We start from the raw sequence: 12,003 nt of genomic DNA, 5'->3' as shown, positions 1-12,003 counted from the left end.
GTCCTCGTCCACGAGCCCGCCTGGTACGCCCGGCACGACGTCGAGTTGCACCTCGGCCAGACCGTCACCGCGATCGAACGCGACGCCCGCACGGTGCGCGGCCCCCGTAGAATTCCTCCGTGGCAGGCAGGATCAACGATGACGACGTGAAGGCGGTACGGGACGCGGTCCCGATCGACGCCGTCGTGTCCGAGTACCTCCAGCTCCGCAACGCCGGCGGCGGGAACCTCAAGGGACTCTGCCCCTTCCACGACGAGAAGTCGCCCTCCTTCCAGGTCAGCCCCAGCAAGGGACTGTTCCACTGCTTCGGCTGCCAGGAGGGCGGCGACACCATCGCCTTCGTGATGAAGATCGACCACCTCTCCTTCTCGGAGACGGTCGAGCGCCTCGCCGCCAAGGCGGGCATCACCCTGCGCTACGAGGAAGGCGGCTACAACCCCGGCCACCAGCGCGGCGAACGCACCCGCCTGGTCGAGGCCCACAAGATCGCCGCCGAGTACTACGCCGGGCAACTCGGCTCCGCCGAGGCCGAGATCGGCCGGAAGTTCCTCGCCGAGCGCGGCTTCGACCAGGCCGCCGCCGAGCACTTCGGCGTCGGCTACTCCCCGGCCGGCTGGGACCACCTCACCCGCTTCCTGCGCGGCAAGGGCTTCACCGACCGCGAGCTGATCCTCTCCGGCCTGTCCCAGGACGGGCGCCGCGGCCCCATCGACCGCTTCCGCGGCCGGCTGATGTGGCCGATCAAGGACGTCGGCGGCGACGTCGTCGGCTTCGGCGCCCGCAAGCTCCGCGAGGACGACAACGGCCCCAAGTACCTCAACACGCCCGAGACGCCGATCTACAAGAAGTCCCAGGTGCTGTACGGCATCGACCTGGCCAAGAAGGACATCGCCAAGGTCAGCCGCGCCGTCGTCGTCGAGGGCTACACCGACGTCATGGCCTGCCACCTGGCCGGCGTCACCACCGCCATCGCCACCTGCGGCACCGCCTTCGGCGGCGAGCACATCAAGATCCTGCGCCGTCTCCTCATGGACAACGGCTCGGCCCGCGTGATCTTCACCTTCGACGGCGACGCCGCCGGCCAGAAGGCCGCACTGCGCGCCTTCGAGGACGACCAGAAGTTCGCCGCCGAGACCTACATCGCCATCGCGCCCGACGGCATGGACCCCTGCGAGCTGCGCCTCGCCAAGGGCGACGAGGCCGTCGCCGACCTCGTCCAGCCGCGCACGCCGCTCTTCGAGTTCGCGCTGCGCCAGATCGTGAACCGCTACGACCTGGAGATCCCCGCCGGCCGGGCCGCCGCGCTCGACGAGGCCGCGCCGATCGTCGCCCGGATCAAGAACGTCGCCTCGCAGCACGAGGTCGCCGTCCAGCTCGCCGGCATGCTCGGCATCCTCGACACCCAGTTCGTGGTCCGCCGGGTCGCCCAGATCGCCCGCTGGCAGCGCGACCGCGGCGGCAAGGACCAGGGCCCCGGGCAGGGCCAGGGCCCGTCGCGGACCGGCGGCCGGCAGCAGCGCACGTACGGAGAGGTCCAGGCGCCCGCCGCCCAGGCCGGACCCGCGCTCAACCTGCGCAGCCCCGCCCACCGCACCGAGCGCGAACTGCTCAAGCTCGCCCTCCAGCGTCCCGAACTCGTCTCCCCGGCCTTCGACGCGTACGGCGTCGACGAGTTCACCGCCCCGCCCTACGCGGCCGTCCGCCAGTGCATCCAGGACGCCGGCGGCGCCACCGACGCCCCGTCCGACTACCTGGACGCGGTCCGCGAGGCCGCGCCCGACGACACCGTCCGCGCCCTCGTCACCGAACTCGCCGTCGAGGCGATCTTCGCCAGGACGATCGACGAGGTCTACGCGGGCGCCCAGCTCGTCCAGGTCCGGCTGCGCGCCGTCGACCGCCGCATCCGCGACGTCCAGGGCACCCTGGCCCGGCTCGGCGCCCACGGCGACCCCGCCCAGGTCGCCGCCGTCCAGAACGAGCTGTGGGTGCTCACCCAGTACGGGCAGTCGCTCCGCACGCACGGCGCCGCCGCGCTCTGACGTTCGGTCACCCGCCGAACTCAAAAAGTCACCGCACGCCCCTCGTGGCGGCGATGTGTCGTACCCCACACTGGGTCACGGTGCCGTCCCGCTGCCCGAACGCCCCCGAACCCGGCAGCGATCACCCACCCTGGAGGTCGCCCCCCGTGCAGACCCAGACCCAGACCCCCGCCGTGTCCGAGCCCTCTCCGGTGGAGCTGGTGGCCGTGGAGCAGGAAACGGAAGCCGGACCCGAAGCGGAGCCGGCGGTCCCGGCCCAGCGCCGGAGCGACTACGGCGGCAACGGGCCCTCCTCCGACCTCTTCCGGCAGTACCTCCGCGAGATAGGCCGCGTGCCGCTGCTCACCGCGGAGGAGGAGGTCGAACTCGCCCGGCGCGTGGAGGCCGGGCTGTTCGCCGAGGAGAAGCTCGCCAACACCCCGGACCTGGACTCGCAGCTGGCGCTCGACCTGGACCGGCTCGTGGTCCTCGGCCGGATCGCCAAGCGCCGGCTCATCGAGGCCAACCTGCGGCTCGTCGTCTCCGTCGCCAAACGCTACGTGGGCCGCGGCCTGACCATGCTCGACCTGGTGCAGGAGGGCAACCTCGGCCTCATCAGAGCCGTGGAGAAGTTCGACTACGCGCGCGGCTACAAGTTCTCCACGTACGCGACCTGGTGGATCCGCCAGGCGATGTCCCGGGCCCTCGCCGACCAGGCCCGGACCATCCGCGTGCCCGTGCACGTCGTCGAACTCATCAACCGGGTCGTCCGCGTCCAGCGCCGGATGCTCCAGGAACGCGGCTACGAGCCGACCGCCGAAGAGGTCGCCGCCCAGCTCGACCTGGCACCCGAACGGGTCGGCGAGGTGCTGCGGCTCGCCCAGGAACCGGTCTCGCTGCACGCGCCCGTCGGCGAGGAGGAGGACGTCGCCCTCGGCGACCTCATCGAGGACGGCGACGCCGCGTCCCCCGTCGAGTCCGCCGCCTTCCTGCTGCTGCGCCAGCACCTGGAGGCCGTGCTCTCGACCCTCGGCGAGCGCGAACGCAAGGTCGTCCAGCTGCGCTACGGCCTCGACGACGGCAGGCCCCGCACCCTGGAGGAGATCGGACAGCTCTTCGGCGTGACGCGCGAACGCATCCGCCAGATCGAGTCCAAGACCCTCAACAAGCTGCGGGACCACGCCTACGCGGACCAGCTGCGCGGCTACCTGGACTGAACCGTCAGTCCACCTCCACCACCGCCTGCGCGAACTGCGCCGCGTACAGCCGCGCGTACGCCCCGCCGGAGGCCAGGAGTTCTTCGTGGGTGCCTTGTTCGACGATGGAGCCGTTTTCCATGACCAGGATGACGTCGGCGTCGCGGATGGTGGAGAGGCGGTGGGCGATGACGAAGGACGTGCGGCCGTGGGCGAGGCGGGCCATGGCCTTCTGGATGAGGACTTCGGTGCGGGTGTCGACGGAGCTGGTGGCTTCGTCGAGGACGAGGATGACGGGGTCGGACAGGAAGGCCCGGGCGATGGTGATGAGCTGTTTCTCGCCGGCGCTGACGCCCGCGCCCTCGTCGTCGATGACGGTGTCGTAGCCGTCGGGGAGGGTGCGGATGAAGCGGTCGGCGTGGGCGGCCTTCGCGGCTTCCTCGATGTCCGCCCGGGTGACTTCGCGGGTGGCGCCGTAGGCGATGTTGTCGGCGATGGTGCCGCCGAAGAGCCAGGTGTCCTGGAGGACCATGCCGATGCCGGTGCGCAGGTCCTCGCGGGTCATCTTGGCGATGTCGACGCCGTCGAGGGTGATGCGGCCGCCGGTGACCTCGTAGAACCGCATGAGGAGGTTGACGAGGGTGGTCTTGCCGGCGCCGGTCGGGCCGACGATCGCGACCGTGTGGCCCGGCTCGACCGCGAGCGACAGGTCCTCGATCAGCGGCTTGTCCTCCTCGTACCGGAAGGAGACGCCCTCCAGCGCCACCCGGCCCTTCAGCTCGGTCGGCTTCTCGCTCACCGGCGCGTCCGGCTCCTGCTCCTCCGCGTCGAGCAGCTCGAAGATCCGCTCGGCGGAGGCGACGCCCGACTGCACCAGGTTCGCCATCGACGCGACCTGCGTCAGCGGCATCGAGAACTGCCGCGAGTACTGGATGAAGGCCTGCACGTCACCGATCGACAGGCTGCCGCTCGCCACCCGCAGACCACCGACCACGGCCACGAGCACGTAGTTCAGGTTCGACACGAAAAGCATCACCGGCTGCATGACGCCGCTGTTGAACTGGGCCTTGAAACCGGCCTCGTACAGCGCCTCGTTCTGCTCGTGGAAGTCCTGCGCGGACTCCCGCTGCCGCCCGAAGACCTTCACCAGCGTGTGGCCGGTGTACATCTCCTCGATGTGCGCGTTCAGCTTGCCCGTGGACTTCCACTGCTGCACGAAGTGCGGCTGCGAGCGCTTGCCGATCCGCGTCGCCACGACCACCGACAGCGGCACCGTGACCAGCGCCACCAGGGCGAGCAGCGGCGAGATCCAGAACATCATCGCGAGCACGCCGACGATCGTGAGCAGCGAGTTGATCAGCTGGCCCATCGACTGCTGGAGGGTCTGCGAGATGTTGTCGATGTCGTTCGTCGCCCGCGACAGCACCTCGCCGCGCTTGGCCTTGTCGAAGTACGACAGCGGCAGCCGCGCGAGCTTCGCCTGGACCTCCTCCCGCATCCGGTAGACCGTCCGGTTGATCACCTTGATCGACATGCGGGTCGAGACCAGCATCAGCAGGCCCGCGAGCACGTACACGCCGAGCGCCAGGCCGAGCACCTCGCCGACCGCCGAGAAGTCGATGCCCTTGCCCGGGGTGAAGTCCACCCCGGACAGCATGTCCGCCATCCCGCCGTCGCCCTTGGCACGCAGCCCTTCCAGGGCCTGCTCCTTGGTGGTGCCCGCGGGCAGCCGCCGGCCGACCACACCCGCGAAGACCAGGTCGGTCGCCTTGCCCAGGATCTTCGGCCCCACCACCGAGGCCGCCACCGACAGCACGCCGGCGACCAGCATCACCCACAGCGCGCCGCGCTCCGGCGCCAGCTGCTTCAGCAGCCGCTTGCCCGAGCCCTTGAAGTCCATCGACCTCGAGTCCGGCCCGCCGCCGGCCATCATCCGTCCGCCAGGACCGGCCATCAGGCAGCCTCCGCCTCGGTCAGCTGGGAGAGCACGATCTCCCGGTACGTCTCGTTCTCCGCCATCAGTTCGTGGTGCCGGCCGGTGCCGACGACCCTGCCCTCGTCGAGGACCACGATCCGGTCGGCGTCCCTGATCGTCGACACCCGCTGGGCGACGATGACCACCGTCGCGTCGGCCGTCTCCTCGGCGAGCGCGGCCCGCAGCAGGGCGTCCGTCTCGTAGTCGAGGGCGGAGAAGGAGTCGTCGAAGAGGTAGATCTCCGGCTTCTGCACCAGCGTGCGGGCGATCGCGAGACGCTGCCGCTGACCACCCGACACGTTCGTGCCGCCCTGGGCGACGGGCGCGTTCAGCCCGCCCTCCAGCTTGCTGACGAAGTCCTTGGCCTGGGCCACCTCCAGGGCGTGCCACAGCTCCTCGTCGGTCGCGTCCGGCTTCCCGTACCGCAGGTTCGTCGCGACCGTCCCGGAGAACAGGTACGGCTTCTGCGGCACGAGCCCGACCGTCCGCGCCATCAGCTCCGCGTCGAGCTTCCGCACGTCCACGCCGTCGACCAGGACCTCTCCGCCGGTCACGTCGAACAGCCGCGGCACCAGACCGAGCAGCGTCGACTTGCCGGAGCCCGTCGAACCGATGATCGCGGTGGTCTCGCCCGGCCGGGCGACCAGCTCGACGTCCCGCAGCACCGACTCCTCCGCGCCCGGGTACCGGAAGTCCGCGCTCCTGACCTCCAGATGCCCGCGCCGCTCCAGGGTGCGCACCGGCTCGGCCGGCGGCACCACGCTGGAGTCGGTGGCCAGGACCTCCTCGATGCGCTCGGCGCATACCTCGGCCCGCGGCACCATCATGAACATGAAGGTGGCCATCATCACGGCCATCACGATCTGCATCAGATACGCGAGGAAGGCCGTGAGCGCGCCGATCTCCATGGCGCCGCTGTCGATGCGGTGCGCGCCGAACCAGACGACGGCGATCGACGACACGTTCACGACCGTCATCACGGTCGGGAACATCAGCGCCATCAGCCGCCCGGTGGACATCGACACGTCCGTCAGCTCGGTGTTCGACCCCTTGAACCGCTCGCGCTCGTAGCCGTCGCGCACGAAGGCGCGGATCACCCGGTTGCCGGTGATCTGCTCGCGCAGCACCCGGTTCACCGTGTCGAGCCGCTCCTGCATGGTCCGGAACAGCGGCCGCATCCTCCGCACGATCAGCGAGACCGCGATGCCCAGCACCGGCACCACCGCGATCAGCACCGCCGACAGCGGCACGTCCTGGCCCAGCGCCATCACGATGCCGCCGACGCACATGATCGGCGCGGAGACCATCAGGGTGAACGCCATCAGGGTCAGCATCTGGACCTGCTGCACGTCGTTGGTCGTGCGCGTGATCAGCGACGGCGCGCCGAAGTGCCCGACCTCCCGGGCGGAGAAGGACTGCACCCGGTCGAAGACCGCGGCCCGCACGTCCCGCCCGAGGGCGGCGGCGGTCCGCGCACCGTAGTACACGGCCCCGATGTTGCACACGACCTGGAGCAGGGACACGCCGATCATCAGCGCGCCGAACCGCAGGATGTAGCCGGTGTCCCCGTTCACGACACCGTTGTCGATGATGTCGGCGTTCAGGGTGGGCAGGTAGAGGGTGGCGCTGGTCTGCAGGAGCTGCAGCAGCACCAGCAGGGCGATGGGTCTGCTGTACGGCCGGAGGAAGGTTCGGAGAAGTCTTATGAGCACGGGTTCTACTATCGCCCGCGCTCCCGAGGCGTTACGACTCGTTTTGACGCGGGGCGGCGAGCCCTGGCGAAGTCTTTACGAAACGGGTCCGGCCCGGAATCAGGCGCTGAACGCGCCCGGGTGGATCTGCTCCCGCGTCGCCGTGTACTGCTGCCGTACGGCCTGCCCGACGGCGAGCTCCTCGCCGGCCTCGAAGACCTGCGCCGCGGCGCCCTGCCAGGCCGGCGGGGCCGCCGGGGACAGGGTGCCCCGGGAGACTCCGAGGGCCCACGCGGCCTGCCGGGCGGCACCGAGCGCCGCGTAGTCGGCCGGCTGGGGCACGACGACCTGGGCGCCGAACAGCGCGGGCGCCAGGGCCTGTACGGCGGGCAGCCCGGCGGCCGCGCCGAGCAGGAACACCCGGCGCACCTCGACGCCCCGCCCGCGCAGCACGTCCATGGCGTCGGCGAGCGAGCACAGCATGCCCTCGAAGGAGGCCCGGGCCAGGTGCTCGGGCTTCATCGACTCGCGGCGCAGCCCGGCGAGGGTGCCGGCGGTGTGCGGCAGGTGCGGCGTCCGCTCGCCCTCCAGATAGGGCAGCAGGACGAGGCCGGAGGCGCCGGGCGTCGAGGTGAGCGCGAGCGCGGACAGTTCGTCCAGCGACTCGGCCCCCAGCATCTCGGCGGTGCCGCGCAGCGCCCGTACGGCGTTCGACGTGTGCACGACCGGCAGGTGCATGCCGGTGGCGTCGGCGAAGGAGGTGATCATGCCGTGCGGGTCGGCCAGGGCCTCGTGGTGGACGGCCATGACGGATCCCGAGGCGCCCAGGGAGACGACGGCGTCCCCGACGCCGAGACCGAGGCCGAGGGCGGCGGCCATCGTCTCGCCGGTGCCGGCGGAGATCAGCAGCCCCTCGGGCGTGGTGCCGGCGGCCTCGGCGGGCCCCAGCACCTCGGGAAGCGCGGCCTGGTGCCCGAGCGCGAGCTCGACCAGGTCGGGCCGGTAGGACCCGTTGCGCGCGGACCAGTACCCGGTGCCGGAGGCGGCGCCGCGGTCGGTGGTGCGGCGCGCGGGACGGCCGAGGAGCTGCCAGACCAGCCAGTCGTGCGGCTGGAGGACCGCGGCGACGCGCTGGGCGTGCTCGGGTTCGGCCCGGGCGAGCCAGCGCAGCTTGGCGACGGGAAGCCCGGCGGCCGGCACGGTCCCGACGGCGTCGGCCCACGCCTGCCGCCCGCCCAGACCCTCGACGAGGTCGGCGGCGGCGACCTGCGCCCGCTTGTCGTTCCCGACCATCGCGGGCCGGACGAGCCCGCCCTGCGCGTCGAGGGGCACGAGCCCGTGCCCCTGCGCGGAGACACCGATCGCCTGCACGCCTTCGAGGAGCCCGCCGGTCGCGGCCTCACCGAGGGAGAGCAGCCAGGCCTGGGGATCGACGTCGGCGGCCTTCGGCTCCAGGGGATGCGGGGCATGCCCCTGACGCAGCACGGCGCCCGTCTCGCTGTCGCGGACGACGATGCGTGTGGAGTCGGAAGAACTGTCCAGGCCGGCGACTATCCCCATGGCACATGATTCTGCCGTACGTCAGGTGTTGCTGGTGCCCCAGTCGTCGTCCTCGTACTGCGCGGCCTGGCCGTTGTGACTCACCCGCGCCCGGATCTTCTGCGCCTGCTCCCCGGCGGCGTGGAACGCCTTCCCGGCCGCCTGCCGCCCGGTCTGCGCGGCGGACTCGGCCGCGTTGCGGACCGCGGGGTTCTCGGCGACCTGCTGCGCCGACTTCTTCATCCGCTCGTACACCTCTCGCCCGGCCCGCGTTCCGATCACGAAACCGAGGCCCAGTCCGGCGACGAACACCAGCTTGTACCGCACGCTGCGATCCTTCCCTGGAGCGCCCTGGGGATACCGATTGGCGGAGCACCCCCCTGCTTGCGCTAATCTATGTCTCGCAGCGAGCGCCCGCCCCCCGGCAAGGCCGGAGGTGGGACCGTTCGTCGCAACGCAGCAATCCCCTGTAGCTCAATTGGCAGAGCAGCCGGCTGTTAACCGGCAGGTTACTGGTTCGAGTCCAGTCGGGGGAGCGCGATCCCCTGTAGCTCAATTGGCAGAGCATTCGGCTGTTAACCGGAGGGTTGCTGGTTCGAGTCCAGCCGGGGGAGCCACCAGGAAAAGGACCCTTCGGGGTCCTTTTTCGTTCCCGGGGGAACCACCTGCCCGCCCTCGGAGTCCTCTAGATCGAGCGTGGCCGCCCATCCGGAGCAGGAGATCGTATGAGCGGCTATGCTGCGGCAGACGGCGCGCACACTTGTACGTGCCGTGGTGTACGGGGCGGTAGCTCAGCCGGTTAGAGCAGCGGACTCATAATCCGTCGGCCGTGGGTTCGAGTCCCACCCGCCCCACCGCAGCCCGCGTCCGCAGGAAGGTTTTACCTGCGGGGGCGGGCTTCTTCGCACTCCACGGTCCACGGTGCACCGGGGGTGACGGGCATCACGGCAACGACACGCGGGGGCTCACCCGGATGGAGCGGTGCGCGGCCTGGATGTGGATCAGCCGGCCCGATTGCGAGCGAACGGAAGTGGATGGCGTGAGATCCGGCACGGCTCGCATCGGTGCGAGCCTGGTGGCCGTCGCCCTGGTGGGGCTCGCGTCCGCCGGCTGTGGGGCGGGCGGGCCCACGCGTCCCACCCCGAAGGCCGTGACCCATTCCCAGCTGGTCGGCCGCTGGGACGGGGACCGGGACTGCGGCTCGCCGGTGCCGGTGATCCGGCTGCGGGACGACTACACCTTCTCCGCCAAGGACGTTCCGGTCGCGTGGGACGGGCCCGTGCCGGATGCGAAGGTGACGCGCCTGTCGCTCGACGGGAAGTGGCATGCGGTCAACAAGGATCCCGGCCTGACGCCGTATCTGGTGCTCGGGTACGAGAACGAGCACAAGTTCCTGCCGTTCTATCTGGAGCATGGAGAGCTGCGGATGAGCGGGAGCGTCGTGGCGGACGGCGGGGATCCCTACACGTATCCGTGTCACTACAGGCGCACGTCCGCCGATCCCGACTTCGGTCGGTAGGTGCTCAGACCGACGTTCCCGCGATGCGGCCGAAGCCCCGGATCACCCGACGGTGGAGCCGCCGGGGCTGGAGGTCTCTTTCCACGCGCAGCAGGTACGCCGTCGGTGACGTGCGGAGTTGGGCGTCGCGGGCGCGGGCCGTGCTGTGGCGGAGGGCTGCCAGGCCGAGGACCGCGCCGCTCGCCGTGACCAGCGGCTGCCCGGCCGGCAGGCCGCCGAGGACGAGCGCGGTGGCCGTGCCCAGTTCGAACTTCGTGTTCATGGCGCCGAACGCGGTGGTGATCCCCAGGAAGTTCATGGCTTTCCGCAGCTCCGCCAGCGGGGTCGCGAAGGCCTGGGCGACGGCGAGGTCGAGGTACTGCTGGAGGGCGTACGGGTCGTCGACCGCCCCCAGGGACTCGCGGAGGTCCTTCGCGACGGTGCCGACCGCGCCGGTGAACGCGTCGAACTCCGCGCGGTGCCGCGTCCGTAATCGGACGATCTTCTCCACGGGCACCGCGTCCAGGTCCTGAGGAACGACGAGGCGCAGCGACAGCAGGCCGACGGCCTGTTCGAGGCTCTCGGCCGGCGCCGGGGCGGTGCGGTCGCCGAGGTCCAGGAGCGCCCGCGCGAGGAGCCTCGAGTCCCACCCGTGGACCGCGTGGGAGACCGGCTGATCGGTCACTGGGGTGAAGCGTGTGCGGCGGGCCAGCTCGTCGGTGAGCACGCACTTGTACACCCAGGCCAGCTGCGGACTCATGGCGAGCCAGGGAACGCCGTACCGGTAGGGCGGACGGGTGCGCATCGTCACGAACGCCAGACGGTGCTCGACCAGTGCCTCTCGCAGCTCCGGGGCCACCTCCTCCTCGTGGAGCGCGGCGAGACCGAGCCGCTGCCGGACGGCCCCGGCCAGGAAGCCGGTCGCCGGTGCGCTCGCCTCGGCCGCGACGCGGTGGCCGTGCGCCCAGTGGGTTGCGCCGATGCCGAGCACGGCGCGGAGTGCCTCGCCGTGCTCCCGTAACAGGTCGAGGAAGAGCGGGGCCACTGCCTCTGCGGCGGCGTGCGGGGACGTGGCCTGAAGGAAGCCGCCGAGCCCGTCGTCCAGTGCGGCGACGGTGTCCGAGTCGGCGACCGGGTATCCGTCCGGGACGACCCGCGCGAGCTTCGGCCAGTACAGGGCCGTCAGCTTGAGCCAGCGCTCGTCGCGGCAGTGGATGTACGGGTAGTACAGGCCGATCCGGTGCATGATCGCTCCCCAGGACGAAGGCTCTCCGGCTTCACCGCCCGCCCCGCGCCGGCGACGTGCGCAGTCGGGCGTCGCGGGGTTCACCGTACAAGTACGGTCACTGCTCCAGGAGTTCGTCCAGGGTGGTGCTCAGTTCCTCCGGGTCCGTGAAGTGGATCGCGGTGAGTCCCACGGCGCGGGCGCCGGCGACGTTGGCGGGCTTGTCGTCGATGAAGACGGCCTCGCCGGGAGAGCAGTCCATGAGCTCCAGGGCCCGGTGGTACGCAGCGGAGTCGGGCTTGGCGGCCATCAGGCGGCCCGAGAACAGCAGGGCGTCGAAGCGGGCGGCGACCTCGGGGAGTACCTCCGGGAGGGCCTCCATGACCAGCAGGTCGTTGTTCGTCAGCAGGGCCGTGCGGTACGGCGGGCGGAGCCCGTCCACCAGGGCCAGCATCCGCGGGTCGGGCTCGAAGGCGCTGCACCAGACCTCGTGGAGGGCGGCCATGTCGCCCGGATAGCCCAGCTCCTCCCGCAGGGTGCCGTGGATCTCCGTGGGCGAGGCCAGGCCGTGGTCCCACCGGTCGACGAGACCGGAGTCGTAGAGCGTGCTCTCCACCTGCTCCGGGCTCACCCCGCACGCCGCCGCGAGGGCGGCCAGGCGTCGCCGCGGGCGGAACCGGCAGACCACGTCTCCGAGGTCGAAGAGGATCAGCTTTGGCCGCATGGGCCGACGATAAACGGTCCCGGCGCCGTTTCACGGCTGCGAGGCGGTACGTCGTGTCGGGCGGCCGGCCCACCAACCCGACTGCCAAACCGCCGGCCATGTCCGGTTCGGGGTCCCCCGCCTTGCTGCACCTTGTT

The 12,003-nt window shown here is 71.1% G+C and carries 9 protein-coding genes and 3 tRNA genes; 6 read left to right on the top strand and 6 right to left on the bottom strand.

The window, feature by feature from the left end; all coding sequences use genetic code 11:
- Positions 1 to 119 precede the first annotated feature (119 nt).
- Positions 120 to 2,039, top strand: coding sequence for a DNA primase (dnaG, locus tag ACFWJO_RS35320; RefSeq protein WP_386871955.1), 1,920 nt, complete (start codon positions 120 to 122; stop codon positions 2,037 to 2,039).
- A gap of 53 nt (positions 2,040 to 2,092) precedes the next feature.
- Positions 2,093 to 3,235 carry an RNA polymerase sigma factor gene (locus ACFWJO_RS35315; protein ID WP_386871953.1) on the top strand — a complete coding sequence of 381 codons (1,143 nt, stop codon included), beginning with the start codon at positions 2,093 to 2,095 and terminating at the stop codon, positions 3,233 to 3,235.
- A 4-nt stretch (positions 3,236 to 3,239) separates the two neighbouring features.
- On the opposite strand, the gene ACFWJO_RS35310 is transcribed toward ACFWJO_RS35315, so the two are convergent.
- From ACFWJO_RS35310 to ACFWJO_RS35295, 4 genes are all read right to left on the bottom strand, one after another.
- On the bottom strand, positions 3,240 to 5,168 hold the full coding sequence (locus tag ACFWJO_RS35310; protein ID WP_386871951.1) for an ABC transporter ATP-binding protein: 1,929 nt from the start codon (positions 5,166 to 5,168) through the stop codon (positions 3,240 to 3,242).
- Complete coding sequence (locus tag ACFWJO_RS35305; RefSeq protein WP_386871949.1) at positions 5,168 to 6,901, bottom strand: ABC transporter ATP-binding protein; 1,734 nt, start codon at positions 6,899 to 6,901, stop codon at positions 5,168 to 5,170. Before ACFWJO_RS35305 ends, ACFWJO_RS35310 begins: the two co-directional genes overlap by 1 nt.
- Before the next feature lie 99 nt (positions 6,902 to 7,000).
- The gene (locus ACFWJO_RS35300) at positions 7,001 to 8,440 is read right to left on the bottom strand and encodes an FGGY family carbohydrate kinase (RefSeq protein WP_386871948.1); all 1,440 of its coding nucleotides are present in this window, start codon (positions 8,438 to 8,440) and stop codon (positions 7,001 to 7,003) included.
- Positions 8,441 to 8,461: 21 nt separating this feature from the next.
- The gene (locus ACFWJO_RS35295; RefSeq protein WP_386871946.1) at positions 8,462 to 8,746 is read right to left on the bottom strand and encodes a YtxH domain-containing protein; all 285 of its coding nucleotides are present in this window, start codon (positions 8,744 to 8,746) and stop codon (positions 8,462 to 8,464) included.
- 136 nt (positions 8,747 to 8,882) lie between these two features.
- Here ACFWJO_RS35295 and ACFWJO_RS35290 point away from each other — a divergent pair.
- From ACFWJO_RS35290 to ACFWJO_RS35275, 4 genes are all read left to right on the top strand, one after another.
- A tRNA-Asn gene (locus ACFWJO_RS35290) sits at positions 8,883 to 8,955 on the top strand.
- A gap of 5 nt (positions 8,956 to 8,960) precedes the next feature.
- Positions 8,961 to 9,036, top strand: a tRNA-Asn gene (locus tag ACFWJO_RS35285).
- Positions 9,037 to 9,199: 163 nt separating this feature from the next.
- A tRNA-Ile gene (locus tag ACFWJO_RS35280) sits at positions 9,200 to 9,273 on the top strand.
- 185 nt (positions 9,274 to 9,458) lie between these two features.
- The gene (locus ACFWJO_RS35275; RefSeq protein ID WP_386871944.1) at positions 9,459 to 9,938 is read left to right on the top strand and encodes a hypothetical protein; all 480 of its coding nucleotides are present in this window, start codon (positions 9,459 to 9,461) and stop codon (positions 9,936 to 9,938) included.
- A gap of 4 nt (positions 9,939 to 9,942) precedes the next feature.
- Here ACFWJO_RS35275 and ACFWJO_RS35270 read toward each other — a convergent pair whose 3' ends face one another.
- Both ACFWJO_RS35270 and ACFWJO_RS35265 read right to left on the bottom strand, forming a co-directional pair.
- On the bottom strand, positions 9,943 to 11,163 hold the full coding sequence (locus ACFWJO_RS35270) for a DUF6236 family protein (protein ID WP_386871942.1): 1,221 nt from the start codon (positions 11,161 to 11,163) through the stop codon (positions 9,943 to 9,945).
- A gap of 97 nt (positions 11,164 to 11,260) precedes the next feature.
- Entirely contained in the window at positions 11,261 to 11,866 is a 606-nt protein-coding gene (locus ACFWJO_RS35265) for an HAD family hydrolase (protein WP_386871940.1), read from the bottom strand.
- Between the last annotated feature and the right edge of the window lie 137 nt (positions 11,867 to 12,003).

It is taken from the genome of Streptomyces sp. NPDC127092, assembly GCF_042722475.1.
Classification (GTDB): Bacteria; Actinomycetota; Actinomycetes; order Streptomycetales; family Streptomycetaceae; genus Streptomyces.
This window is presented reverse-complemented; position numbering and strand designations above follow the sequence as displayed.